The sequence below is a fragment of the Oceanospirillum multiglobuliferum genome (assembly GCF_900167095.1).
GTDB classification, from domain to species: domain Bacteria; phylum Pseudomonadota; class Gammaproteobacteria; order Pseudomonadales; family Halomonadaceae; genus Oceanospirillum; species Oceanospirillum multiglobuliferum.
The window spans coordinates 129,154-155,934 of sequence record NZ_FUXG01000007.1 but is presented as its reverse complement, the minus strand read 5'-3'; the positions used below and the strand labels follow the sequence as shown (position 1 = coordinate 155,934).

The window sequence follows — 26,781 nt, the reverse complement described above, 5'->3', positions numbered from 1 at the left end:
GTAAGCATCTGGTTAAAATCGACCAGTGGTTTGCCAGCTCCAAGACCTGTTCTTGCTGTGGACACAAGGTAGACACCCTGCCGTTGTCGGTTCGCATCTGGGCATGCCCGGCTTGTTCGGTAGAGCTAGATCGCGACATCAACGCCGCGATCAATATCCGCCAGCAGGGTGTTATCAAACTACGGGCCGAAGGACTGTCGGTTCCTGCCAATGGAGGCTTGCGTAAATCCGGCCACGCGCCGGTTGCTGCCTGAGAAGTTGGAAGCCTCGCCCGAAAGGGCGGGGAGCAGTCACCAAAAGAAGCCTCATTACCAGTCGCTGCCTGGCGGTCAACTACCAAAACTTTCTGTCCCGCTTTTGCCAGCCAGTAGGCAGTATTAACGCCAATAACACCCGCACCTAAAACAATACTGTCATACATGGTCATTACTCCTTGTGATTTAGCACTTAGATCACTGGCACGCAACACTCAGAATTTGATGCGCCTTAACTTTAATTCTCTTCTTAATCAACAGTGTAGACAAAATTACAATTCACACTCAAAAGTTCACCCTGTTTCAGCAGTATTTTGACTCTGCTTATCCTTTTAAAAAGTGAAAATAATTCACTCCAAAAATCGCTACAACTGCCGATTTTCCTAGGGTTGTACCTTAATTTAACTTTTGACATTAACACGGGTGAAGATATGAAAATCGACCAAGGTCAGATCTCTTTTCTGTCAACCCATAGCAGAGAGGCGTATGTAGAAACACAAGAAACCATACATCTTTTTGAAAGAGACCAGAAAGGAGAACGTACCACTGAATATCAACGGCAATCCCGATCAGATGAAGTTTCGCTAGGAGTGCAAGTTATCACCGGAAAACAAGACCAATTGCTGCCGGAACTATTGGGACGGCATCATCGCGGTCTTGGTAAAGGCTTGGTTATTGCACCCGCGCATGGTCAGGATAAACCCGCTGAGAAAAGTGACAAAATTGAAAAACAGGCTGAAATCTCTCATGACTCTGATATGCCTGAAAGCGTAGAAGAGTTAAAGTTGGCTGTTTTTGTACGCTTAATGGAGCAAATCTTTGGTAGTAAATTTGATCTTATTGATAAACGCGAAATGCAAAGAATCGATAAAGATGCAAATGAATTAAAAGAGATAGCTAATAAAATGGAGCAACATCTACACAGCCAAAAAGGAAATGCTAAGGCAGGGTCTTCTGAGCCTGAGTATGGTTGGCGCATGGACTATCAAGCTTCGACGGTTTACCGAGAAGAAGAGTACACGCGCTTTGCTGCACAAGGACGAGTTACGACTGGAGATGGAAGAGAAATCAATCTTCAACTAGAGCTAGGATTAAGCCGTGCGTTTGAGTCCACAGAGGTAGTGCAAGCGGTTGCAGGTACATTAAAAGACCCTTTAGTGATCAACTTTGACGCTCCATCTGTTGGCCTTAAAGACCAAGAGACATTCCGCTTTGATATTGATGCTGATGGTCAGATTGACTCGCTAGCGCAATTAAAAGCAGGTTCAGGCTTTTTAGCCCTAGATCGGAATGGGGATGGCCAGATCAACGATGGTACTGAACTATTTGGCGCACAAAGTGGTAATGGTTTTGCTGACTTAGCAGCGCTGGATGACGACCAAGATGGTTTCATCGATGAGGATGATGCCGTCTTTAGTCAACTGAGAATCTGGATTCCAAATGATCAAGGTGAAGCGCAACTCTATGCCCTTTTAGATAAAGAGGTGGGTGCAATTTACTTAGGCCATGCGGATACTAAATTTGCGTTAAATCGTGAAGCTGACAACGAGAACCTTGGCATGCTACGTAGTAGCGGTGTTTTTATCAAGGAATCGGGAGAGGTTGGTACGATACAGCAGATTGATCTACAGGTTTAAAACACTGTTTAGTCTCATATCCGAAAGAAAACTAAACCTCGGCTTAAGGATAAACCGAGGTTTATTAATCAAACAGACTGAAATAGTAGGTCAGCCGTGGTGTTGTCTATTTTTGCTTGAAGATATTGGTTTGATTTCGACCGTTACGCTTAGACTCGTAAAGCGCTTGATCAGAACGTTCTAGCCACTCTGTGTGCTCGTGCAGATCTTCGGTGAACTCACTGATACCCAAGCTAATTGTAAACTGAATGACTTGGCCATCATGGGTTACAGGCATGCTTTCAATTTGTTTGCGCAAGCGATCGGCCATAATGAAGGCATGTTGTGCATCAGTGTCAGGTAGAATAATACCAAATTCTTCCCCACCATAACGGCCAGAAACATCGGTTTCGCGCTGCATCTGCAATAGCGTGTTCGAGACTACGCGAATTACTTCATCGCCAGCTTGGTGGCCGTAAGTGTCGTTTACCTTCTTAAAGTGATCAATGTCAAACATGATCAGAGATGAAAGGCTGCCACGCTTACAGCGTAAAAACTCGCTCCTCCCAGTGACCACGGTTATTCAAGCCTGTTAAACGATCTGTTCGGCTCAAGCGTGCTAACTCTTCATTGGCTTTTTGCAACTCAATCTTACCCGTGGCAATATCGGTCACATCGTAAACCAAAATACAAACGTGAGTAACCGACTTATCAATACCCGTAAGTGGAATTATCGTGATGTTTTGATACATCAACTCAGAGCGCCCCGTAAGCGGACGGTAACTCTTAAATTTAAATAAGTGCGGCCTTTGCTCCCACGTTGAATAAGCTCGACTATTTAATGTAAAGACAGATTCAATTTTTCGGGTTAACCATTGTTCTGGTATTTCAGGGAATAGCGTAAATAGGTTTTCATCACGAGCTTTGGCCGTGCGAATGCCGCTATGGCTTTCCATAAAACCGTTCCAGAGCTGAATTTTTAAACTGCGGTCTAATACCACCAAGCCCACATCAACGGTTTGCAGCATCTGCATCATCCAATGCAGACCTGTCATGTCTAGGTCTTTGCTACTTAAGCTCATTTCAAATACCCCGCACGCTCCGAAAGCGCAGGTATAGAATCTGCGGTTAAAATCAAGATCAGATCACACTCAACGTTGTAAGCAGGAATACTGTAGTCAATTTCAATTGCCAGTACTTGCTGCTGCGGAACATTATCACCAAGTAAAGGTGCTAACATTTGTTTACGTCCCAAAATCATGGGGTGGCTATAGCTGAACTCAAGGTCAAGTTGCTCTGCAATACCCTTTAGGCATGCGCCAATCAAAATACCTGACAGATCCATTAATACTTCAAGGTCACTATTACCATTTAAGCTAGTGTCATATTGAAGCAGTTTTGACATATTCGGTACGCTGTCATCTGACACAACTAGCACGGCCTCGCCAGAGATACCTGAGCCATTAAAGCCTTGTGAAACACCAGACAATGATGGATTCTCTCTGGAAGCCAGAATTTGAGACAGCTTTTGATACTCAACCAGATGAATCTTGGGTACAGGCAAATGAATAAATGTATCTAACAAGCCCGCCAGCAAGCTACCTGCTTGCCCCATAGATACATTGACGACCTCTTGAATTAGGTCAGTTAAACCCACTTGTTGATCATCAAAGCGAGCCAGCTCAGATTCTGATTGCGGCTGTGTTTGGCTGATGATGCCAAAGTTGGTCAAAATCTCAGTGATTTTTTCAGTGGTGACAGGCTTCTTAATAAAGTCCAAAGCCCCTAACGAGGTTACGCGTTTATGTGCTTCTGGCTGAATGTCACCAGAAACCACTAAAACCATCGTTGGCAGGTCTTCGGCACGAATTGCCTCAAGTACTTCATAGCCATCCATAATTGGCATATTCAGGTCGAGGAAGAGGATATCAGCCTTTCCTGCCTTGATGGCGTCAATGGCTTCTTTTTCGTGCGCAGCAAAGCTGACTTCAACATCCCAGCCTCCAGGCAGGGAGCGAGCCATCTGTTTGCGCGCGAAGCTTGAGTCATCACAGATGACAATGGGCGTGGTCATATGCAGCAGACGTCCTATATTGCTATGCAAAGGGGTAACAGTTTGAAGGAAAACCGTTCTAACTCTTTTTTTATTTTACAAAATGATACAGATCTTTCTCAGGAAACTACAGGGGTAAGCATGAGTGATTGTTGATTATTTCGTTAAAAATTTGCACGAATTAGCATCTCAAATCAACAAATTATCTATTCCCCCTGTTATTTGGTGTGTCTGGGGTGAATCAATGACAAGTAAATACTTGAAACATTAGGCTTCTTTGTAGAAAAGCGTTTGTATGAGAGCTTGTTACAGACCGATAGCCATTTTAAGGCGCTAACAGTAAATGCGCCATTGGCAGATAACGCACCCAGTCTCCTGAACGTATTTTCTGACCCGGTTCAATAATCGCAAGCGCATCAGCCCATTGACAAGAGGTCAGCACACCTGAGTTTTGATTGGCAAACAGTTCTAATCGAGTAGGTTGACTAGGAAGTTCATTCTCTTGAGCAGGAATAGATTGCACGCGCAGATATTCTCGGCGCTGCCCAGCTTCAATGTCAAAATTTGCTACAGCATGCTGATAAATAGGTACAGCCTGAGCGCCACGACCTTGCAATACCGCTAAAGCAGGACGCACTGCAATTAAACAAGTTAAAAAAGCTGACACAGGATTACCTGGCAAACCAATAAAATACGCGTTCTCAATTTGACCAAATGCAAGCGGTTTACCCGGTTTCATCGCTATGCGCCATAAGTTCAAGCTACCCAGCTCCTGCACACAGCTTTTGACGTGATCTTCCTCGCCAACTGATACACCACCACTTGTGATAACCAAGTCAGCCTGCTCTGCTGCTTGTTGTAAGGCGAAGAGAGTAGCAGTATGGGTATCTGGTACTATACCGAGATCAACTACCTCGCAACCTAAACCATTTAGAAGTGAAAGCAGTAAATAACGGTTGGAGTTGTAAATCTGCCCTCCTTTTAAGGGTAAACCCGGCTCAACCAGTTCGTCACCCGTACTCAGCAGCGCTACTTTAAGCTTACGGTAAACAGTCACCTGCCCCTGACCTACAGAGGCAATTAAGCCAAGGCTTACAGCATCTAAACGTGTGCCTGACTCAAGCAAAACAGCCCCTTGCATAATATCTTGCCCAGCGCGGCGAATATGTGTGCCTTGGCTCAGTTGTTCAGGAAAAGAGACAACTGTGCCTAACGTTGCATCATTTACCAGAAGCACCTGCTCCTGCATCACCACAGTGTCAGCACCTAGCGGGATCTCTGCTCCAGTAAAAACACGAGCACAAGTTCCAGCTTGTAGCGGTGCAGGCTGGCTACCCGCAGGAATACGCTGACTAACAGGTAATACTCTATTTTGCTGTAAATCATCAAGACAGACAGCATAACCATCCATCGCACTGTTATCAACAGGCGGCACATTCACTTGAGCCTTAACCGCTTCTGCCAAAACATAGCCAAAAGCTTGTGAAAGTGCTCTAGTTTCAGTTCCAACCGCTTGAATGGCCGAGCATATTTGGCTAATGGCTTCATCAACAGGCATTAAACCTTGCTGATCACAAGGATCTTTCGAGTTGTTTGACCGCATGGTGACACTCAGATATTCAGTTCGAGGACAAAGGTTAAGAGTTACGCTGAATAGTCAGGCATAACTCATTTAAAGTATTCAGGTCTTCATCGGGTTTAAACGTGCGTAGCCTTGCCATGAGTTAACAGTGCTACATAGTTACAAGGGCGATGACGGCTATCAAGCTGGTCCTGAATAACGCCGTACCAACCTGTACGACAAGCACCTGTAGAGCCGGGCAAGCAAAATACCAGTGTATTGTTGGCTAATCCGCCCAAAGCGCGAGATTGAATGGTAGATGTTTTAATCTCATCATAGGAGAGCATACGAAACACCTCTCCAAAGCCAGTGATCTCTTTATCTAGTAAAGGGGCTACTGCCTCCGGCGTACTATCTCTACCAGAAAATCCCGTACCGCCAGTGGTAATAATGCAATGCACAGTAGGATCAGCAATCCATTTTGAAATTACAGCACGCAACTGATAAATATCATCCGGTGCTATAGCGCGGCTTGCAAGCTTGTGTCCAGCTTCTTGCAAACAGCTAATCAATGTATCACCACTTTTATCTGTCTCCAGCGTACGGGTGTCAGATACGGTTAGTATCGCAATATTTAAAGGCACATCGACTGGTTGAGCGGGTTTTGCAAAAAGCTGCGACATAAAGATTACCTTCTGTGGTTAGATCGAGCTCATTTAAGAAATGATAGGTAGAGTCAAAGCACAGCTTGTGCCATTACGATGGGTAAAATAAGCGTAAAAAATCTCAATAAGTACAAGAGTGGCTTTGGTTTATACTGTGTTCACGCTCTTAAAATAGCAACCCGCTAACTCAAGCGGGATTCTTTTTGTTAAACTTAAGTATTTAATGCAGGATACAGGTATGGCGATTGATCTGCCCGCAGATTGGCTTTCAGTATTAGGGGATGAGTTTGAGAAGCCTTACATGCAACAACTCAAAGCATTTTTGGTTCAAGAAAAACAGCTTGGTAAAGTAATTTATCCGCACTCATCCGATTGGTTTAATGCTTTCAAACTTACCTCTCTGCAACAAGTGAAAGTAGTCATTTTGGGGCAAGACCCATATCACGGCCCAAATCAGGCACACGGCTTATGTTTTTCGGTTCCGGCAGGTATTAAAGCTCCCCCTTCCCTAGTGAATATTTACAAAGAGCTGCAAAATGATTTGAACTGTCAGCCCGTCAGTCATGGCTGCTTAACAGCGTGGGCTAAACAGGGTGTATTGTTGTTAAATAGTGTGCTGACCGTTGAGCAGGGCAATGCTGGATCGCATCAGAAGCAAGGTTGGGAGACGTTCACTGACCGTGTAATACATCTGATTAATGAACAACAAGACAGTGTAGTTTTCATCCTTTGGGGTAGTTATGCTCAGAAAAAAGCGGATTTTGTTGACCAGAATAAACACTTGGTGTTGAAGTCGGCACACCCTTCGCCACTATCAGCTTACAGAGGTTTCTTTGGCCATCACCCATTTAGCCAAGCCAATGCATTCTTACAACAACGGGGTAGAATACCTATAAATTGGCAACTACCTGAATATCCCTAAGGTATTGTTCAAGGTGCTCCGTTCGTATTGAACTTGGAAACAGCCGTTTAATTCAAAGGCCTTACAAGCTCAATCCGAACGGTTTAAACGCCTAATCAGAACACTCTTGCCAAGATAGGCAGGCACTTCGTTATGCCGTTCTCTCTGTCACTTCTAATAAGTGATACCCAAACTGAGTACGCACAGGGCCTAATACAGTGTTAACTTCGCCTGAAAAAACAGCATTGTCAAACTCTGGCACCATTTGACCAGGGCGAAAACTACCTAAATCACCACCCTGAGCACCCGATGGGCATAGTGAGTGCTCACGAGCAACATCTGCAAAGCTTTTGCCTGATTCAATCTCTGCTTTGAGGTTCAAGCACTGTTCTTCTGTTGTCACTAGGATATGACGTGCGCTAGCTTGCGGCATAATGCAGCTCCTGTGTTTGTTGTTATCTTGAGTTAGGTTTATTCAATCAGTTTCATTCGACTGTCAGATGACCATAACCCAGCTGAGGTTAAAATATTAGTCCTTCTTTGGATAGTTTTATGAGCAAATGGTTCAACCAATGGACGTCATGAACTTGTCATCATCAGGTCAAGTCGCTGTCATCGACCCAATGCATGCTGAGTATTCAGAGTTAACGCTGCTTCCTATTATTACTCAGGTGTCTTATGAATCCTTTTCTGCGTCCGACTGCGATTATCAACTGGGATCATCCAGAGGTTCTGGCACTTGCCAGTTATTTATCTAAAGGGTCTCAAGAGCCTTTAGGGTTGATTCGGCGAAGCTTTGAATGGGTCAGAGATCAAATTGCACATAGTTGGGACTATCAAAAGAGCGCTGTACCTTTAAAAGCATCAGAAGTTTTAATCAATAAAAATGGTTGCTGCTTTGCCAAAAGCCATCTACTCAGTGCGTTATTGCGAGCCAACGGTATTCCATCAGGTTTTTGTTATCAGCGAGTTGACAACGATTGGGGGCCAAAAAGTAAGCGATTACACGGCTTAAATGCTGTTTATTTGAGTCAGATAGGTTGGCTTAGGGTGGATGCAAGAGGTGGTAAAACAAGTGCAAAGACTTTCTTCACGCCACCAGCGGAAAGTTTAACTTATGAAGATGCCGAGCATATTTTAGGTATTTGGCCTAATCCGTTAGATTCTGTTGTAGATGCGCTGCTTAATTCCAGTCACGTAAATGAACTGTATCATAGACTTCCCGACCAAATGATGATCAGTTACTCAACCAAAAGCTCTGAAGAGGATTATTTCATCGATCAGCTCTCTTCTACTACGTCTGATAATGATCATGGTAATGATAAAAGCTCAAGAGCGGCCTAGCTTATAAAACAGAATAAACAGACCACACTTTTAGTACAAAAAAGCCATCGTAGAACTGTTCTGCGGTGGCTTTTTAACAGATTAGTAGCGTGGGGTAGAGTTTTCGGATTAAGGTGCTAGGCGCTCAGTCACCCAGCGACCGCCTTCCATTATATATCGGAAACGGTCATGTAAACGACTTGGCTGCCCCTGCCAAAACTCAAATAAGTCAGGCACGATACGATAGCCTCCCCAATGTGGTGGGCGAGGGATCGGATCGTCACCAAATTGCTCTGTAAACTGGTCGCAACGCTGAGACAACCAGTCACGGTCAGGAATAACTGCACTTTGCTTAGAAATCCAAGCGCCTAGTTGACTATCCTTTGGACGACTTGAGAAATACTCGTCAGACTGCTGAGGAGAGATACGCTCAACCACACCATCAATACGTACTTGGCGTTGATTTTGTCCCCACCAAAATACCACTGAGGCAAAAGGGTTGCCTGCTAAATGCATACCCTTTTCGCTCTGATAGTTGGTATAAAAAATAAGCCCTCTTGAATCAATGCCTTTTAACAACACGATGCGTGATGCTGGGCGATTTTCTGGAGAAATCGTTGATAACGTCATCGCATTCGGATCAAAAGGCTCAGCTTTTACCGCATCCTCAAACCACAAGTGGAACTGATCAAAGGGATTGCTCTGCAACTCTTCTTTATGCAGACCTTTTTGGTCAAAAACTCGACGTAGCGAGGAGATATCCTGATTCATTTGAGAGACTCTAAATTAACGAATAATAGGAAGTAGGTATCAATGTTTTCAGATCATAGATAATATGCCAAGCACTTTAACGGTTTTGCAACTGACAAATGATCCAAGGCAAACAGTAGAGTCAAACTAACAGCACAGTTAAACTCTACGGTGAATTTGTTAGAAAACTATAAATTCAGAAAGTTCTTAATGCCAGAGAATACAATCTGGGCAGCCATTGCGCTTAAGATCAGGCCTGTCATCTTACTTAGAATATTAAGTCCTGTTTTACCTAAAACACGTTCAATTTCATTTGATACATACAGCAATATACCTAGCACCAGTAGTGCAGACAGCAATGCGCTCACACCTATCAGCATCTCAATAGGTGTTTTAAGCTCTGCACCGTAGACCAAAATTGCACCAATGGTTGCAGGACCAATAATGGTTGGTATTGCCAAAGGTACTACTGAAATATCATCTTTCTCTTGCTCAGGTACACCTGTGGCATGATTACGCACACCATCCTTTACTAGACTAACTGCAGATAAGAACAACAAGCAGCCTGCTCCTATACGGAAAGAGTCTAGCGTAATGCCAAGTATTGAAAAGAGAGTCGTGCCAAAGAAAAACAGTACTAAACTAATAAAAACGGAGGATAAAATCGCACGATTAATGGTGCTGCGTTTCTGTGCTTTTGACTCTCCTCGGGTCAATGCTAAGAACATTGAAACCACAAAGAAGGGGGCAAAGAGAAATATAAACTGTATCCAGGTTGAAAAAAACAGCGCCATTACTGCAAAATTCCTGATCAAAGGTGGTTAAAACTGAATTATAGTCAAAATTAAGAAATCTGTATCGCAGTGTTTTGTGGCGTTCTGTGCGGGATACAAAAAACTGTAAATAAAGTTAAACGTATGATGGCCGATATCAGTTAAGCTACTGAAAATTCAGTTATATAGGCTACTAATCAGAGTAGTGCTGAGTTATCCTTCACTAAAATAACCCTAAAAGCTTGCATATAAGGTTGGATCAATGGATTTCGCCACTCTATTAGGACTCATCACTGGTATCGCATTCGTGGGACTTGGCGTTGCCCAAGGTGATGACCCAAGCATTTTCTTAAACGTCGCCGGTATTTTGATTGTTGTCGGTGGCACTGTATCTGTGACACTGGTTAAATTCAGAATCGCCAGTTTCTTTTCAGGTATCAAAGAAGGCTTCTCTGTTGCTTTCTTAGAAAGTAACGACAACCCAAGAGAGATTATTCGGCTGGCAAATCACCTTGCTAAGATTGCACGTCGTAATGGTTTGCTCGGTCTCGAAGATGAACCCATCGAAAATCCTTTTTTTGCAAAAGGTATTCAGCTGTGTGTTGATGGTCATCCGCCCGAGTTTATTCAAAAAGTGCTCTATAACGAAATGAGCATGTCGATTGATCGCAAACAACTGGGCGAGAAAGTATTCCGCAACATGGCAGGTTCTGCGCCCGCCTTCGGTATGATAGGTACCCTAGTTGGTTTGGTGCAGATGCTGAATAACCTTGATGACCCATCAAAGCTAGGCCCTGGTATGGCTGTTGCGTTGTTAACGACACTTTATGGGTCTTTGATTGCCCAGCTGGTTATGCTGCCTTTAGCTGACAAACTGGCACTTAAAGGTGGTGAGTTAGAGGCTAATATGTCTCTAATCACGGAGTCTGTTTTAGGTATTCAAGAAGGTCTAAACCCAACGGTTATGGATGAGCTACTAGAAACCTACTTGCCAGAATATTTGCGCTCTGGCATGTCAATGTCTGAAGAAATATAGAACACCGTTAATTATTGATGCGTTGGGTCAATGTTTAAAACGAGGACACTAGGGTGGCCAGTATAAATACCAAAAGAAAACGTAAGGCACCCAAAAACGAGGAAGTGCCTGAGTGGATGGTTACTTTTGCAGATATGATGACTCTGCTACTGACCTTCTTTGTACTGATTCTGTCGTTTTCGACCACCGACGTTGAACGGTACAAAAGTATCGCACAGGCTATGCAAAGTTCATTTGGTCTACAGGATTTAAATCCTCTGAGTATTATTCCAGCGGATAATCCACCGAAAAATGAAAATATTATTGAACCGTTAAAACCTCAGCCATCGACTAAAGCGGAGGATGCAGACTCTGAGAGCCAGCTAGAAAGCATCGGCAACCGTTTGGAAACCAATTTCACGGAAGAGATTGAAAAAGGTGTGATCATTGTGGAGCGGGATGAAGACCACATTATCATCCGTTTTCCAGATGACTCTGCTTTCACCTCTGGCAGTGACTACTTAGAGCCAGGCGTTGTACCTGTACTGCAGAAAGTCGGGCAACTGATCTCTGAATATCAGATGTTTACAATTGTAGGCGGGCATACAGATGATCAGCCGATTAATACCGAGCGCTTCCGTTCAAACTGGGATCTGTCTGCGGCTCGTGCGGTATCGGTTGCTCATGAGTTGACTTGGCTGACAGATCTTGAAGAGCAGTTTCTTTATGTTGTTGGCAACGCCGATGCTCGACCATTGGTGCCTAATGATAGTCCTGCCAACCGCATTAAAAACCGTCGGGTTGAAATTTTACTGATTGAACGTCCTGAGAAAACTGAACGTGATGTTTATCAAGGCATTCAGCAAGCCCCGATGTTGCGCTAACCTAAGCCGCCCCGCTTGAATTGATAAGGGATACCCATTGGTGTCCCTTTTTTATGCCTACACAGTTAAGCTGCTTCGGACATTTTGTCCTTATTTGTGACATTTTGTCCTTTTGAGGTTGCTTTTTCACCTTTGGTTCACTTGCCATCGGTTATTTCTCTGCCAAGAAATCCCCTGCAACCACCATCTGCTATGTGCTATCGCTGTTTGGGAATGGATATTGCTGTATCCCTAGAAAGCCTAAAAGGATTGCAACCTAATGACCCAATCACAATCTGCTTTTGTGCGTTCGTACGCTCAGATCAACCTAACAGAGTCAGCTCAGGTTTGGGATGAACAAGGTGAAGTGAGGACGCTGTCTATTGCCTGTGAGCGCGCACTGACGCTGTATTTGAATAAACGTGAGATCGTCACGCTGATGACATTGGGTGCGGAGCCTGAAGCACTGGTGTTAGGTTATCTGCGAAATCAAGGCATGATCACAGGACTAGATAAGGTGGTGGCAATTCAGGTGGATTGGGAGGTTGAATCTGCAGTTGTGGTAGCAGCGCATGATCCCAAACTAGAGGAAAAGCTTCAACATAAAACGGTTACCACAGGCTGCGGACAGGGGACTCAGTACGGGGCATTGATGGCGGATCTAGATCAGGTCAACCTCACCTTGTTTACAGTCCGGCAGCGTGCAATTTATCAATTGCTATCGGTACTTAATGAGCATAACGAAACCTACCGGTCTGCGGGTGCCGTACATGGGTGTGCGCTTTGTACGCTGCCTATTGCTTCTGAGGCTCAAGCACAGGTGTTGGCATTTTCTGAGGATGTTGGTCGTCACAATGCCGTGGATACCTTAGCTGGAAAGCAGTGGTTGAATAACCTTTTTGTTGAAGAGATGGTGTTTTATACCACAGGGCGTTTGACTTCTGAGATGGTGATTAAAGTTGCCCGAATGGGGATCTCCGTGTTGCTGTCGCGCTCAGGGGTTACAGAGATGGGACTTAAATTAGCGCAAAAATTGGGCATCATGCTGATTGCCAGAGCAAAAGGTCGCCATTTTCTTATTTACAGCGAGCAAGAGCGCTTTATCTGGGATGAAAAGCCTAGTTTAAAGCCGAATGGGGCAAAAGTGGCAGCCGCTTTAGAAGTCACTCAGCGCGCCAATGCGGGGCGAGAGGCACCAGCTTGATCCCGTTTGTTTTGAACTGAATTAATAATGGGCGTTATTAGAGAAACACTATGACCGAGATGATTGCCGATACCCTGTTTATGAATGTTAAGCAGGTGGCCGATTATTTACATTTGAATGAAAAAAAAGTGTATGCACTGGCCAGTGAAGGGCAAATACCTGCAACCAAAGTAACGGGAAAGTGGTTGTTTCCTAAGAAGTTAGTTGATCGTTGGCTACTAGAGTCCTGTCATAGCGGTTTAATGGCCGATCGACTCCTACTGACAGGCAGTGACGACCCTTTTTTGCAAGCAGTGATGTTGCGGTTACCCGCGATTGTGGGGAATAAAGCCCTGTATAGCTACAGTGTGACGGGTTCTAGAATGGGGCTTAGTTTGTTATCGCAAGGTCATGCTGATGTCGCAGCAATTCACTGGGGGCGTGCAGAGGAAAGTCATTTGCGGCACCCTGGGCTTGTGCGCCAGTTTACCCATTATCGGCAGTGGGTATTAGTGCGCGCGTTTTTGCGAACACAAGGTTTAATTGTACACCCAGATCATTTTAATCCGCTGCAGCCAGAACAAGTGGCCATTGGCCGTTTACGGTGGGTTGTGCGTCAGGAGGGAGCAGGCTCGCAGCGCTTTTTGCAAGAGTGGTTAACGGAACAGAAATATCGGCAAGATGAGCTGAATATCAGTCAACAAGCCTTCAGTGAACGGGAGCTTGCTTCAATGATCTGCCGTGGTGATGCGGATATTGGGCCGGGTAGTTTAAGTGCTGCAAGAGAATATGGTTTGGCCTTTATTCCGGTTTGTGAAGAAGCCTTTGATCTGGTTGTGCCACGTAGTGTGTATTTCAGAGGGCTGTTTCAACAGCTTTTTGACTATATGCAAAGCACAGAGGGTCAAGCATTGGCCAACGACTTAGGGGGCTATAACTTAACCGATTGCGGAAAAATGGTCTGGAATGGTGCAGAGTAGCTGCGCTATTTGATCTTGTAGGAAGTGTTGATTAAGCACCTGAACCAAAGTATTTCGATATTTTCCGGCCAGAGGCCGGAAAATATGAGGGCTTAGTTTAGACCAATAAACCAAGCTTTATCTGAAGCCTATTTTTACAACTATTGTAAATATCCCTACAGACTAGTATGCAGGTTAAAGATAATAGGCATATGTCTGCTTCACACTTCTGTATTATGGTAACGTTTAACTCCGCCTTTCCAAGTTTCTAGTACTTTAATATCACGCATACCAAATGCAGAGTAAACACCATACGTTGGATTACTGTAGGTTAAAGGCGACTCTTCAAGAATGACAAAATCAGCGCACTTACCGACTTCCAATGATCCTGTCCATTGGTCCGCATGACACTGCCAAGCGGCATCATAAGTTGCGGCTTTCAAAGCTTGAAAACGAGAGATTTGTTCCTCTTTATGAAGCACAGGAAAGGATGAGGATGTCATAGAAAGCGTTTCATTCTCTGGTTTTGGGTCATTATTTGGTCGAGGCATATCAGGTGCGCCTTCCATAATACGCGTAATCGCTTGTTCCATCATACGAAGAGGCCCTAGAGGAGTCACACTGTAGTCACTGTGCAATGTAATACGCATATCGTGATTACTGATGGCCGATTGACAACGATCTAATAACTGTGATTTTTCAGCACCTAGAATCATTTGTTGGAAAGCCCAGCCCCAGTACCCCACATGGCCAATCAAGAAGCTTGGAGATATACCCAAGTTATACATTTTTTCTAGAGTTTCATCAGAGAGCAAAGACGCATGATCAATACGATCACGACGCAACTCTTTAGTTGCTTTGGTAACACCTGCTCTTTCAAAGGCATTTACCGTCCGGCTTGCGGCTTGATCTCCATTTGCATGGACAATCATAGACCAACCATTATCCACTATTTTCTTAATCAGGGTGTCGTATTCAATTGGATAGCCGTAGTTGAACAGACCAATATTCGTCTGCCTACTAACATCTTGGTCGAATGAAGGTTCGCCAACTTTATTATAGGGTAAATAGTTTTCATTACACTCATAAGGCTGGAATTGCAGCCCTGTCAGGCCTTGATTAGAACCATCAGATAAGATTTTAATAAAGGGAATATTAAACAGTTCATTGCCCGTATTTAACGTGTAGCGCCCTTCGATATTATCATTAAAATCTGCCAAGGTAGTAGCAGCAAGTGCAGCACTAATACGCACAGGACAATTGTTTTCAGCGATAGACTTTAGGATTGCAGGCTGGTTGTATATAAAAGACGGCCCCAGATCACCTTTCTCAACGCTGGCAGGATCTAGTCCGGCTTCCAATACAGAGGTAACGCCTCGCTTACTGGCTTCGGAAAAAATACCTGCAATTTCTTTATGGAGTCTATCTGCATTCAGTGGATTCTCTACGGCAATCACCTGTAATACAGGCCCTAACTCTGGCAGCTCTTTCAAAATACCATCACAGGTATCTAAAAAGGCTACTTTTTCTTTCTCGTCCTTTTCTGCAAAAAATGCCTTCACCCTCTCAATAGCCACTCTATTCACATATCCAACATGCATAGAAGAGTTCATTAAGAAAATAGGTTTTTTTTCAGAAGCCTCATTAAGAGTAGATTCATTAAAGACTTTATTTCCCTTGAGCAAAGATGGGTCAACATTCCGACCAAGAATCCACTTCATTTCGTCCTTTTCAACATAGTCTTTCAGACTTTCAATGACGAAATCACGAGTGTAGCCTTGTCTTAAAGTTTGGCCTTCGAAAGGCCCTACATCTACCATAGTATTAAAAACAGCTGAGGTGATAATATGTAAGTGAGGTTCAAACATCCCCGGAATAAGAGTATGGCCTGACTCTAACGACTGCTCTGACATACAGTCTGGCATAGCTGCTTTCACTTCTTCATAAGTCCCTGTTGCGACAATACGGCCATTTTGAATACCAATAGCCTCCACAGAGACATCCTTGCCGCCAGCTAACGTGTAGATATGACCCAGCCCATTTAAGCCCTTTTTCACACGAAATATTTGCGTTGCTGGCTCTTCACTTAAGGGGGATCTGTCTGACTGATGCTGGTTTTCAAACATTTTAGGAGAAAGAAAATATTTCCAGATTGGGCTGCAGCAGGAACAAGTAAGAGTATCCGTCTCAGTATGTGAGTGGCCCAAGCAAGCATGCTCTAATACGATACCGTTGTTTGACATAAAAATCCTTTAAAATAACAAATTAGGACATATAAAAGGCAGTTAAACTCAAAGCTTGCAGCCACTGGGTGACAACTATACTTTAGGGAACAGCCATAATAATCGACTACACTAAACTACGTCTATATGAGCGGTTAACTCATAATAATTGATAAAAAATACATTCTGTTAGTAGAAGAAACAGAAACCAATACACTCAAATAACACCCACGCTTACAATAGTTCTAGGGTGAAAAAATAGATTTTACAACTAATCAACAAAGTACTAGATGACATCTTTAATCGTTTTAACAAACTGATAATTTGTCTGTGCATCTAAATTAACACTCCAAACCATAGCACCTCCAAACTGTGGGTCTTTACAAATAAGTTGGTATTGATAGCTAATTAATTCGTATATATTTACAGGAGCATCAGGAGTAGTAAAAATGCTTGTTCCGGCCGCATCGCTATTAGCTGGCTCACCAATAACAATTTTGGTTTCTGCAGGGATAGTTTTTCTTAAATTAGCAAAACTCTTAGATATAAAGTCAAGATTTATTTCTTTACTTCCATCAATCTCAGGCCATGGATTGTTATATGCCTGAATAAACAAATAATCAAAAAAATTATTATTCATTGCTTGATCATACATACGTGCATTGCCGATGGAAACCAAAAATAAATTACTAGCATGATCTGCCTGATTTATCTGAGGAGCCGCTGTAATAAGCAATGTTGGGGCAAGTTTTTTTATGGCTTGGCAAAGCTCATTCAAATACTCTCCGTCACCATTTATTTCCAAATCAAAATCTATACCAGTGAAACCATAATCTGTAAGGTATTCAACCAGATTATTAGCAAGTACGGCTGCTGGAGCGCCATTTGGATTATAAGTATTGTGTTCGCCACCTACTGAAAATAATATTTGCTTTGCGCCCTTTGATTTAGCTTTTTTTATGTCTGCCTTCAGCGCAGTCTCTGAAGGAGATGCAGCAAATACATCACCAAAAATACCAACAGTGGCACCATCAATTTTACCAAATGCCATCACAATCGCACTATAACCTTGCTCCGCTGCTTGTGTAAAAGTAATGTCTGACCAGCTTTGTAGGTAACCAACCATCAGTGTATTACGACTCATATAAGTATCCTTTTCTATATATCAGGGTAAGCAGCCATATTAGGTATATTGCTTTAGCTCTATATTTAAGTTACATGTGATTAACTTACGTAACAACTAGTAAAAACCCTAAGTATTGGAAGAATTTTACTAAAAATATCAATTTTCTTATCACACAGAAGTCTTTCGTGTTTTCTAGTCGCTAGTCAGTAAATACCAACATACTTTTATTCAAGTGCTTACCTCTTATCCATTTTTCCAGCTTCTGGATAATTTTTCCGCTGTGATTCTGTGCCCATTGCTCATAATCTATTAACCGGATGGATAATTAATCTTTGAGCAAAGAGATAGGGCACAATGAAAAAAGAGATGGGCAGACCCAAGCAGGAGGGTGAAGCCGATAATCGTGACAAGCTGTTAAAGGCAGCACGTAAATTATTTGTGCGTCATGGCTATACCCATACTACCACACGTATCATCGCCGAAGAGGCGGGGTTAACTCCTGCGATGATACGCTATTACTTTGTGGACAAACGCGGTTTGTTTGAAGCGGTTCTGCAAGAAACGATCGCCCCAATGTTAGATGCGCTCTCAGCCGATGTGCAGCACCAGCCGCCTAAAGACCTATTCTCTTTTATCAGCTTGTATGCACAAATTATGGCACCAAGCCCCGACCTACCTCGTTTGATTATCCGCTCGTTATACGACACGCATTCAGCGGAACATGAGATGGTCTCTCAAGTGTTCTCTCGCTTTATTGATACCGCTGTTGGCAGGTTGTCTCAAGCCTTAACTCAGCAAGGCGTTTTACGACCGGAGGTCGATATTAAACTGGCGTTAATTTCTTGTGTCAGTTTAACCGTCTTCCCCTTTTTGATTCCCAAACTGTTAACCGACAAACTAGGGGTAACGCCCGACGCCTCGTTTTTTGCTGTCCTTGCACAGCACAATCAACAACTGTTGAGTTCAGGTCTGGTCGCGGCACCTAAGCAAGGAGCTTCTGATGATGCGTAAGTTAGCGGTATTGGCAACCTGTGTGTTTTTATTGGCGGGTTGTCAGCAGCAAGAGCCGCCCTCGGCATTTGGCACCCTAGAGCGTGACGCAATCTTATACCGTGCAACCTCAAGCGAGCCCATCGTAGAGATCGCGGTTAAAAAAGGTCAACAAGTGGCAGAAGGTGCATTGTTGCTGCGTTTTGATGAGGTGCAGCAACGCTTAATGATCGCCCAACTTGAAGCCGAGTTGGCGCAGAAAAAAGCCAGTGATGCTTTGATGCAAAAGGGGGCGCGTACCGAGCGTTTCATCGCGGCCCAAGCACGGATTGATGGCGTACAGGCTAAGCTAAAAGAGATTGGCTTGTCTTTAAAACGCGCTAAGACTTTGGAAAAACAACGCAATATTGCTGAAGGTGAACTAGAGCGCGTACAAGCGGAATATCAAGTCACTCAGGCCGAGTTAGTGCAAGCACAGCAACAACTGGCGGAACTGGTTCACGGCAATCAACCTGAAGAACTTGAGCAAAGCGCTCAAGGGGTGTTGGCGGCTCAAGCTCGTTTACAACAAGCGCAGCAACGCCTACTGGATTTAAGCTTATATGCCCAGAATGCTGGTATGATTGAGGCCTTACCTTGGCAACAGGGTGAACGTGTGCCCGTTGGTGCTGTGGTATTAAAACAGACCTTAGCACAGCAGCCCTATGCCCGAATCTATTTACCAGAACGCATGTTAAGCCAGTGGCAAGTGGGACAAAACATCGGCGTCTGGGTGGATGGCGCATCAGCAGTCATCCCGGGAAAAATTCGTTTTATCAGCCCAACCCCTGCATTTACGCCTCACTTTGCATTGCATCAAAATGAGCGGACACGCTTGGTGTACTTAACCGAAATAGCCCTGCCCGACAGTACTCGTCTGCCCAGCGGCACCCCTGTTAGGGTTGAACTGCCATGAGTCCTATTCAGCCTGAACTGGCCATTGAAACCCAAGGTTTAAGCAAGCGCTTTCAGAATTACTTTGCCGTCAACCAGCTGGATTTACAGATTCAAAAAGGGACGATTTATGGTTTTTTAGGCCCCAATGGCTGCGGCAAGTCGACCACCATTCGCATGTTAACGGGGTTATTAACGCCCAGTGCAGGCTCTGCCAAAGTGTTGGGTTATCAACTGCCCGAGCAAGCGGATGAACTGCGTTTGAAGATTGGCTATATGACGCAGAAGTTCTCTCTGTATGACAACTTGTCGGTATTGGAAAATCTCGACTTTGTTGGACAGATCTACGGCTTAACCCGTAGTGCTCGCAAAGCCAGAATTGCCGAACTGGCTGAGCTGTATCATCTCAACGATAAAATCAAAGTACGGGCGGGTGCGCTCAGTGGTGGACAAAAACAGCGTTTGGCACTGGCTGCGGCCACTATGCACCAACCCCAACTCCTGTTTTTAGATGAACCCACCTCAGCGGTTGATCCTGAAAATAGACGCGAGTTCTGGGAGCGCTTATTTGATTTGAGTGACCAAGGCACCACCATTTTAGTGTCCACACATTACATGGATGAGGCTGAACGCTGTCATGCCCTTGCAATTTTAGAGCAGGGACAAAAACGGGCAGATGGTACACCTAAACAATTGATCGCACAGATGCACGCCGCCGTATTTGAAGTCAGCGGAGACAATCTTCGCCAATTGCGTAACGCTCTAATGGCGAGAGAATCGGTCATCTCAACCGCACAAATTGGTGAGCGTCTACGGGTTTTGGTCAGTCTAGATCAACCTCAACCAGAGGTTTGGCTGAAAGCGCAGGTCAGTACAGAGCATCAGGTGGAACAGACCCGACCCAGTTTAGAAGATGTGTTTGTTGCCAATACGGGAGCGGCTTATGTCCAACGCCATCCGCTTTAGTGCTGCCCGTGCCATCGCCATCATGATCAAAGAGTTGCGCCAACTGGCACGAGACCGCATCACCTTCGCCATGATTGTGATGATCCCTTTTGCCCAACTGATGTTATTTGGCTACGCCATCAACACCGATGTGCGCCATGTACCTGCTGGCCTGCTCGACTTTGCAGCGACCTCACAATCGCGCACCTTAGTGCAAGACCTTGAGGCCAGCCAAGTGGTGCAGTTTATCCGTCGCTTTGACGACTTAAAACAAGCTGAAGCGGCCATCACCAACGGCGAAGTGGCAGCAGTGCTGTATCTGCCTGCAGACTTTGAACGTCGCCTGTTAACCCGTGAGTTACAACTGTCCACCGCGCCGATCGGACAGTGGATCACCGATGGCAGCGACCCCGTACTTAGCGGTGCGGTGAGTGGCTTACGTCAAATGCCTCTTTCCGATCCGCGTGCCGTGCAAGGTGTCGACACCTCCAGCGCTGTGTTCGAGATTGTGAACTACTTCAATCCTGAAAAACGCTCTGCCGTTAACATCGTTCCGGGTTTAATCGCGGTGATCCTAACCATGACCATGATCTTGTTTACCTCAGCCGCCATCGTGCGTGAGCGAGAACAGGGCAATATGGAGTTTCTGATAACCACCCCGATCAGACCAATTGAACTGATGCTGGGTAAAATTGTGCCCTATATTTTGGTGGGCCTACTGCAAATGGGTATTATTTTAACACTGGGCAATAGACTTTTTGCGGTGCCACTACCTGTCGATCTATTCTCACTACTGGTCATCACGCTGCTTTTTATTTTGGCCAGTTTAACGTTGGGATTGGTCATCTCCACTCAAGCACAAACCCAACTGCAAGCGATGCAGATGACCATCTTTATCCTACTGCCCTCTATTTTGCTGTCTGGCTTTATGTTTCCGTTTTCGGCAATGCCAGAGCCTGCACAGTGGATCTCTGAACTGCTGCCAGCCACTCATTACGTGCGGATGATTCGCGCCGTGGTGTTACGAGAAGCCCACTGGAGCGACTTACATTTTGACGTGGGCTATCTGCTGGGCTTTATTGCGGTGGGGATGACCATTGCCACCTTAAGATTTAAAAAGCGGCTGGATTAAAGATGATTTATTATCTAGTAGTACATTGACGTCATGCAGTTTCTGTTTTTAAAGTTTGATTATGTAATCACCAAATGCCCCAGCTTGCGTTATGCAAACTGGGGTTTATGAAATAGAAATTTTAGCCTATATGCCCTAAAGGCAAAGCTGTGCGCTGTATGACCTGTCTAAGTACAAAGCTAGTACGAATACTGGTGACCCCTTTTATTTGATTCAACTCTTTTAGCAGAAACTGTTCATAGGCCGGCATATCTGGCATTACGACCTTTAGCAGAAAATCAGCATCACTTCCCGTAATTAACGAGCATTCTAAGACTTGGTCATAGCTCATTATCTTATTTTCAAAATGCTCAAGACGCTCAGGAACTTGGCATTCTAAACAGACATGAATGTAGATCGTTAGATCTAGGCCAAGTGCAGTTTGGCTGAGTAGAGTAACACGCTGCTGAATAATGCCCGCATCTTCTAAGATTTTAACTCGACGGGCACAGGGTGAAGGCGACAAGCCTACTTTCTCTGCCAGTTCTAAATTGCTGATATCAGCATTACGTTGAATTTCATGCAGAATTTTTCGGTCTATACGGTCAATTTGTTTTAGGGATGTCATGTTGGCAGCAACCTATTTTCATTATTATTCTGTTACAAGTTTTTAGCATACTTCTTGATTTTATTGGTTTATTTAAGAGTATATGACTATTAAATAGCTTAAAAGTAATGTTTTTGTTTGCTGAAGGCGCTATTTATAACTGTTTCATAGATAGTGCTGCTCTTCAGGCAGAAAAGTAGGGTTTATCACCAAAATTGGCAGTCAGTGTCACTTATATATGGCTAAATCACTAACTTTTGCACTTTAGTGCCTGCATGTTGAGTTGCATCAGCAATCTATAGCTATAGCCATGCTTAAATCGGCTAATTAATTTAGTGGGTTTACAGCAAACTGGGGCAGACATGCAGTTAATTCAACAAGCGCAGCGATTTTTACGCACACTGAGAGGTTATGTCTTAGTGTCGATTATGCTCGTGTCATTGACGGTCTTTTTTAGTGTGACCTTAGCCGTCACACTGCTATACGAAAACATTATTCAACGGCAGGCTGAGGCCAGCTCGCAAACCATTGCAAGTAATACCTTCAATGGTATGTTTCAGGTGATGCGCCAAGGCTGGACGCGCAAAGATTTAGAAGTTTTCATCTCTGCAACCAAATCTTCATTTGCTAATACGCCATTCGAAATTGAGATCTACCGAGGTGAGAAGGTCAAGCAACTTTTTGGCAGCATTAACCAGCCAAAGTTCGATGTAAATATTGAACAAGTATTCGCCAGCGGTGCTGAACAAGTGAGTCAGACAGGGCATATTATGCGACGTATTTATCCCCTCACCGCCAGAGCTGAATGTACTGTCTGCCACACCAACGCAAAGACAGGTGACACTTTAGGTGTTATTGACCTTAAACAGGACATGCAAGCGATCAGCGATGAAATGAGGCAAAACTACATTGCCCTATTTGTGCTGTGTTCAATTTTGATTTTATTTGCGGCACTAGTTTTCTCTGGATTTATTGCCGTAAAAATTAAGCGCTCCATTGGACAGTTTAAAAGCCAATTGGCAGAAGTGAATACCATTAAAGACTTTCGGCAGATGGACAGTTTGAAAGCAGACTTCTACTTTGACGAGTTCAATGGTGCGTTTGATCATGTCAGCCAGTTGATGGAAAAGCTTAAAGATGTAGCAGTTGATAAAGATATTTTAGAATTTGAGATCCGTCTACTCAGTAAATTTATCATTACCTCTGATGTGGTGCGTGACTGGCGAGATTTTATTAAAGACCTGTTGGTTGATATCAACAGTATCATTCAGGCGCATACCTTAGTCACCATCTTTCAAGTAGAAGAAGAGGGTTATGAATTAGAGGTCTTTTGGTATCAAAATGTGCCAGATGCCACCAGGCAAGATTTTGAGAACTACCTACGTCAACAAATTGAAGGAGACGACCACTTTCACCAAGGAGCCTCTATTCTAAGTATTACACATCATGTCGCTAGCCCTGAGCAGCAGATGGAAGTGCAGCTCAATATTGCGCCTAAAGATATTGAACTACAAACCAAATCACTCTTACTTGAAGCGCCAAAAATTGGTGGGGTTGTGGGTATTGGCGTTCAGTCAGATTTAGCGCGTGACCCGATCCGCCATATTGTCATTGATGGTATTTTAACAACACTTTTAAACTTAGTTGGCTCTGTTAAAGCGATCTACAAATACACCAAAGATCTTGAATACTACGCCACCCGCGATCCGCTCACAGGCTTACATAACCAGCGGATGTTTAAAGAGCTATTAGGATATGAAGTTGGACGCGCCACTCGCCATGAAGAATCTTTCAGCCTGTTGATGTTAGATCTCGATAACTTTAAAACGGTGAATGATCGCTACGGTCATGCTTTTGGCGATCAATTCTTACAGGCCTTTGGCAAAGTGTTAGAGCAAAGTGTTCGCCCAGGTGATTTTTTAGCGCGTTACGGCGGTGATGAGTTCACTATTATTCTGCCTGAAGCAGGAGAGGAGCAAGCGCACTCCGTTGCACAGCGCATTCGATCAAATTTAGAAAAATTAGAGCTGCGCACTCCTGATTCAGGTTTTGTACGTGCAACTAGTTCTATCGGTATTGCCGTTTATCCTCAGCATGCCAAAAATCCGCGAGACCTTTTTTTAATGGCTGACAATATGATGTACAAAGCCAAAAGAGATGGTCGCAACGCCATTGCTGTACCTGAAGAACATGAAGTTGCCGAGGTGTATAAAGAGGCGGGTGCCAAAAATATCATGGTACTTGAAGCATTAGAGCAGAAGCGTATCGTACCTTTCTTTCAGCCCATTATAGATGTGAATACTGGTGAGATAATTATTCATGAATTGCTGATGAGAATTGAAAAAGACGGCAAAATTATCCCTGCAGGAGAGTTTATTGATATTGCAGAGGGTATTGGCGTCGTGCATAAAATGGACTACTTGTTGATCGAAAAAGCCTTTCAGCAAGTCGTTGAACAAGGCTATAAGGGCACCTTGTTTATCAATCTTTCACCTAAGTCACTGATTGTTAGTGAATTCATTGGTCGAATCAGACAGCTGGCCGTAGATTATGCAATTGCTTCTGACCGAATAGTGTTTGAGTTAACCGAGCGTGAAACTGTAAGCAACTTAGCACTACTTGAAAAGTTCGTATTAGACTTAAAGTTAGAAGGCTTTAATTTTGCAATTGATGATTTTGGTTCTGGATTTTCATCTTTTCATTACATCAAGCACTTCCCGATTGACGTAATCAAAATCGAAGGTGAATTTATCCGTAATATGTTGCAAGATGATAAATATATGGCATTTGTAAAAAGTATTGTAACTTTAGCGCAAAATCTTAATATCAAGACAATCGCTGAGTTTATTGAAGATGAAGAGATTATGCAGGCTGTTCAAGCTTTGGGTATAGATTATGCGCAAGGTTACTATTTAGGTCGACCAGCGCCTGCATTTTTGCTTGAGAAAATAACTGTGTCAGCATAAAAAACCTATAAAACAATAGATTAGAGTGCTTTAATAGGTGTATATAATACTCAGCTCTAGCCACTTGTCGCGAATAGAGCTGAGTGATAAACCCTAAGTCAATAGGAATATATGGAATGGACTCGGATTACGCACAGGCCGTATGCCCTTCAAATTGTGAAAATCATAATCTACAGTCAGTGCTGGCTGAAGTTAGAGCGCGGCTACAGCAAGAAACATTGCGTCACCAAGAAACAGCAGAGCGCTTAGATCTGATTAGCCATGTCGTTAACAAAGCACACTTTTCGGTGATGATCACCGATGCGGATCAGCAGATACTCTATATCAATGAAGCTTATACTAGGCTTACAGGCTTAAGCTTTGCAGATGTTAAAGGCAAAACACCCAAGATTAATCAATCAGGTCGTCATAAAAAAGAGTTCTATCGTAACTTATGGTTGCACCTGTTGGACTCAGGCTACTGGGAAGGTGAGATCTGGGATAAACGCCCAGACAGCAGCTACTTTATGAAACATCTTGCCATTGAAGCCATAAAAAATGAGCAAGGTATTACAACTCACTACTTCTCCATTTCTAGTGATCTGTCCGAGCAAAAGCGTACGGAAGAAGAGCTAGAGCGCTTAACTCATTACGATCCCTTAACCAATCTGCCCAACCGCATCTTATTTCGTAACCGTCTAGGCCATGAGTTTCTCATATCCAATCGCCATAATTCGCGCACGGGCTTACTATTGATGAACTTAGATCGCTTTAAGATTATCAATGATGCCTTTGGTTTTGCGGCAGGCGATCAGCTTCTAGTACAAGTTGCAGAACGTTTACGCCACCGTGTACGGGGTACAGATTTATTGGCACGCCAAGAGCAACGTACAGAGCGTGACTCAGACCTTGTTTCTCGTATTGGTGGTGATGACTTCAGTTTTATTCTGAGTGAGTTGAGAGCGCCAGAAGATGCCGCCGTTGTTGCACGTCGCTTATTGAGTGCATTTATAGAGCCATTTGAAGTCTGTGGTGAAGACATCTACTTGTCTGCCAGTCTTGGTATAGCCATTTACCCTGATAATGCTAAAAATGAAGATGCTTTGTTGCAGTGTTCAGAAACTGCCTTGGATCTTGTCAAAATAGAAGGTAAAGGCGGCTATCGCTTTTTTGCTGAAGACCTTAATATTAGTAGCGCGCATAGGGTGCGCTTAGAGGCGCGCTTGCATCGTGCTGTTGAAAAGCAAGAGTTTGAGCTTTACTACCAACCCAAACTTGATCTAAAAACCAAAGAACTAGTGGGCATGGAGGCTTTGTTACGCTGGCCTCAAAACGATGGTTCAATGATTTCACCTGCTGAGTTTATCTCTGTTGCAGAAGACACAGGCTTGATCAACCCTATTGGTCAATGGATTATCCAACAAGCAATTGAGGATACTCTAAAAATCAATGCCCAGCGCCAAAAGCCAATGCAAATTGCCATTAACTTATCTGTGCGGCAATTCCGTAATCCTGCACTGATTAGCACTATCGCCCACTTTATTCGTAGTAGTGATATTAACCCTGCTTTAATTGAGTTTGAAATCACTGAAAGTATGTTGATGGATAAGGTTGATGAGGCTCGTCAAGCAATGGCAAACCTACGTCAACTTGGGGTGCAGTTAGCAATTGATGACTTTGGTACGGGCTATTCTTCACTGGCCTACTTAAGACAATTCCCTGTGAACACCCTAAAAATAGATCAAAGTTTTATTGCAGACTTAGATGATAATGATGAAAGCAGTAAGAGCATTGTAAATGCTGTTATTGGTCTAGGGGTTGGTCTAAAGCTAAAAGTGGTCGCAGAAGGTATTGAAACCGAAGAACAGATGAATCTTTTGAGCAAAGCAGGTTGCCATATCGGACAAGGCTTTCATATTGCCCGCCCGATGCCTTTTGATCAGCTGCTTAAATACGGTTGAACATAATCTGAGTATAACTCTGTGC

The 26,781-nt window shown here is 43.9% G+C and carries 25 protein-coding genes and 1 pseudogene; 14 read left to right on the top strand and 12 right to left on the bottom strand.

All coding sequences use genetic code 11. From position 1 onward, the window contains the following. Positions 1-254 (top strand): zinc ribbon domain-containing protein (locus tag B5D26_RS16280; RefSeq protein ID WP_200810632.1); only part of this gene is annotated, 254 nt, incomplete at its 5' end. 50 nt (positions 255-304) lie between these two features. On the opposite strand, the pseudogene B5D26_RS16680 reads toward B5D26_RS16280, so the two are convergent. Next, positions 305-421, bottom strand: a pseudogene (locus tag B5D26_RS16680) (FAD-dependent oxidoreductase); the annotation flags it as partial. A 264-nt stretch (positions 422-685) separates the two neighbouring features. Here B5D26_RS16680 and B5D26_RS06910 point away from each other — a divergent pair. Next, on the top strand, positions 686-1,891 hold the full coding sequence (locus B5D26_RS06910; RefSeq protein WP_078745003.1) for a hypothetical protein: 1,206 nt from the start codon (positions 686-688) through the stop codon (positions 1,889-1,891). A gap of 106 nt (positions 1,892-1,997) precedes the next feature. Here the strand turns inward: B5D26_RS06910 and B5D26_RS16370 are convergent, their stop codons facing one another. From B5D26_RS16370 to moaB, 5 genes are all read right to left on the bottom strand, one after another. Further along, a complete protein-coding gene (locus B5D26_RS16370) occupies positions 1,998-2,387 on the bottom strand; it encodes a GGDEF domain-containing protein (RefSeq protein WP_234985215.1) in 390 nt (129 codons plus the stop codon). Positions 2,388-2,412: 25 nt separating this feature from the next. Beyond that, a complete protein-coding gene (locus B5D26_RS16365) occupies positions 2,413-2,952 on the bottom strand; it encodes a PAS domain-containing protein (RefSeq protein ID WP_234985214.1) in 540 nt (179 codons plus the stop codon). Continuing rightward, the gene (locus B5D26_RS06900) at positions 2,949-3,944 is read right to left on the bottom strand and encodes a response regulator (RefSeq protein ID WP_078745002.1); all 996 of its coding nucleotides are present in this window, start codon (positions 3,942-3,944) and stop codon (positions 2,949-2,951) included. Before B5D26_RS06900 ends, B5D26_RS16365 begins: the two co-directional genes overlap by 4 nt. 304 nt (positions 3,945-4,248) lie before the next feature. Further along, positions 4,249-5,526, bottom strand: a complete 1,278-nt coding sequence (locus B5D26_RS06895; RefSeq protein ID WP_078745001.1) for a molybdopterin molybdotransferase MoeA — start codon at positions 5,524-5,526, stop codon at positions 4,249-4,251. A 95-nt stretch (positions 5,527-5,621) separates the two neighbouring features. Then, positions 5,622-6,167 (bottom strand): molybdenum cofactor biosynthesis protein B, encoded by a 546-nt coding sequence (gene moaB, locus B5D26_RS06890; protein ID WP_078745000.1) that lies wholly within the window; start codon positions 6,165-6,167, stop codon positions 5,622-5,624. 220 nt (positions 6,168-6,387) lie between these two features. Between moaB and ung the strand changes: the two genes are divergently transcribed. Beyond that, the gene (gene ung / locus B5D26_RS06885; RefSeq protein ID WP_078744999.1) at positions 6,388-7,071 is read left to right on the top strand and encodes a uracil-DNA glycosylase; all 684 of its coding nucleotides are present in this window, start codon (positions 6,388-6,390) and stop codon (positions 7,069-7,071) included. Positions 7,072-7,201: 130 nt separating this feature from the next. On the opposite strand, the gene B5D26_RS06880 is transcribed toward ung, so the two are convergent. Beyond that, positions 7,202-7,483, bottom strand: a complete 282-nt coding sequence (locus B5D26_RS06880; protein ID WP_078744998.1) for a peptidylprolyl isomerase — start codon at positions 7,481-7,483, stop codon at positions 7,202-7,204. A 245-nt stretch (positions 7,484-7,728) separates the two neighbouring features. On the opposite strand from B5D26_RS06880, the gene B5D26_RS06875 reads away from it, so the two are divergent. Beyond that, positions 7,729-8,394 (top strand): transglutaminase-like domain-containing protein, encoded by a 666-nt coding sequence (locus B5D26_RS06875; protein WP_078744997.1) that lies wholly within the window; start codon positions 7,729-7,731, stop codon positions 8,392-8,394. Positions 8,395-8,502: 108 nt separating this feature from the next. Here B5D26_RS06875 and pdxH read toward each other — a convergent pair whose 3' ends face one another. Beyond that, the gene (pdxH, locus tag B5D26_RS06870; protein WP_078744996.1) at positions 8,503-9,144 is read right to left on the bottom strand and encodes a pyridoxamine 5'-phosphate oxidase; all 642 of its coding nucleotides are present in this window, start codon (positions 9,142-9,144) and stop codon (positions 8,503-8,505) included. A 167-nt stretch (positions 9,145-9,311) separates the two neighbouring features. Next, positions 9,312-9,917, bottom strand: coding sequence for a MarC family protein (locus B5D26_RS06865; protein ID WP_078744995.1), 606 nt, complete (start codon positions 9,915-9,917; stop codon positions 9,312-9,314). A 241-nt stretch (positions 9,918-10,158) separates the two neighbouring features. On the opposite strand from B5D26_RS06865, the gene B5D26_RS06860 reads away from it, so the two are divergent. The 4 genes from B5D26_RS06860 to B5D26_RS06845 all read left to right on the top strand — a co-directional run bounded on the left by B5D26_RS06860 (position 10,159) and on the right by B5D26_RS06845 (position 13,937). After that, on the top strand, positions 10,159-10,932 hold the full coding sequence (locus B5D26_RS06860) for a motility protein A (protein ID WP_078744994.1): 774 nt from the start codon (positions 10,159-10,161) through the stop codon (positions 10,930-10,932). A 53-nt stretch (positions 10,933-10,985) separates the two neighbouring features. Continuing rightward, a complete protein-coding gene (locus tag B5D26_RS06855; RefSeq protein ID WP_078744993.1) occupies positions 10,986-11,795 on the top strand; it encodes a flagellar motor protein MotB in 810 nt (269 codons plus the stop codon). A gap of 259 nt (positions 11,796-12,054) precedes the next feature. Beyond that, a complete protein-coding gene (locus B5D26_RS06850; protein ID WP_078744992.1) occupies positions 12,055-12,978 on the top strand; it encodes a formate dehydrogenase accessory sulfurtransferase FdhD in 924 nt (307 codons plus the stop codon). Between the two features lie 50 nt (positions 12,979-13,028). Then, positions 13,029-13,937 carry a helix-turn-helix transcriptional regulator gene (locus B5D26_RS06845; protein WP_078744991.1) on the top strand — a complete coding sequence of 303 codons (909 nt, stop codon included), beginning with the start codon at positions 13,029-13,031 and terminating at the stop codon, positions 13,935-13,937. A 200-nt stretch (positions 13,938-14,137) separates the two neighbouring features. On the opposite strand, the gene B5D26_RS06840 is transcribed toward B5D26_RS06845, so the two are convergent. Both B5D26_RS06840 and B5D26_RS06835 read right to left on the bottom strand, forming a co-directional pair. Then, positions 14,138-16,159 (bottom strand): amidohydrolase, encoded by a 2,022-nt coding sequence (locus tag B5D26_RS06840; RefSeq protein ID WP_078744990.1) that lies wholly within the window; start codon positions 16,157-16,159, stop codon positions 14,138-14,140. A gap of 265 nt (positions 16,160-16,424) precedes the next feature. Further along, positions 16,425-17,282, bottom strand: a complete 858-nt coding sequence (locus tag B5D26_RS06835) for a glycosyl hydrolase family 18 protein (RefSeq protein WP_078744989.1) — start codon at positions 17,280-17,282, stop codon at positions 16,425-16,427. 336 nt (positions 17,283-17,618) lie between these two features. On the opposite strand from B5D26_RS06835, the gene B5D26_RS06830 reads away from it, so the two are divergent. Genes B5D26_RS06830 through B5D26_RS06815 form a run of 4 tightly spaced genes read left to right on the top strand, consistent with a single transcriptional unit; the run spans position 17,619 to position 21,264 of the window. Next, a complete protein-coding gene (locus tag B5D26_RS06830; protein WP_078744988.1) occupies positions 17,619-18,275 on the top strand; it encodes a TetR/AcrR family transcriptional regulator in 657 nt (218 codons plus the stop codon). Further along, on the top strand, positions 18,265-19,209 hold the full coding sequence (locus tag B5D26_RS06825; protein WP_078744987.1) for an HlyD family secretion protein: 945 nt from the start codon (positions 18,265-18,267) through the stop codon (positions 19,207-19,209). Before B5D26_RS06830 ends, B5D26_RS06825 begins: the two co-directional genes overlap by 11 nt. Further along, complete coding sequence (locus B5D26_RS06820) at positions 19,206-20,153, top strand: ABC transporter ATP-binding protein (RefSeq protein WP_078744986.1); 948 nt, start codon at positions 19,206-19,208, stop codon at positions 20,151-20,153. The genes B5D26_RS06825 and B5D26_RS06820 overlap by 4 nt, the downstream gene beginning before the upstream one ends. Then, positions 20,131-21,264 (top strand): ABC transporter permease, encoded by a 1,134-nt coding sequence (locus B5D26_RS06815; RefSeq protein WP_078744985.1) that lies wholly within the window; start codon positions 20,131-20,133, stop codon positions 21,262-21,264. The genes B5D26_RS06820 and B5D26_RS06815 overlap by 23 nt, the downstream gene beginning before the upstream one ends. Before the next feature lie 121 nt (positions 21,265-21,385). On the opposite strand, the gene B5D26_RS06810 is transcribed toward B5D26_RS06815, so the two are convergent. After that, positions 21,386-21,871 carry an Lrp/AsnC family transcriptional regulator gene (locus B5D26_RS06810; RefSeq protein ID WP_078744984.1) on the bottom strand — a complete coding sequence of 162 codons (486 nt, stop codon included), beginning with the start codon at positions 21,869-21,871 and terminating at the stop codon, positions 21,386-21,388. A 341-nt stretch (positions 21,872-22,212) separates the two neighbouring features. On the opposite strand from B5D26_RS06810, the gene B5D26_RS06805 reads away from it, so the two are divergent. Next, on the top strand, positions 22,213-24,816 hold the full coding sequence (locus tag B5D26_RS06805) for a putative bifunctional diguanylate cyclase/phosphodiesterase (RefSeq protein WP_078744983.1): 2,604 nt from the start codon (positions 22,213-22,215) through the stop codon (positions 24,814-24,816). A gap of 116 nt (positions 24,817-24,932) precedes the next feature. Next, positions 24,933-26,756, top strand: a complete 1,824-nt coding sequence (locus B5D26_RS06800) for a putative bifunctional diguanylate cyclase/phosphodiesterase (RefSeq protein WP_078744982.1) — start codon at positions 24,933-24,935, stop codon at positions 26,754-26,756. Positions 26,757-26,781 lie beyond the last annotated feature (25 nt).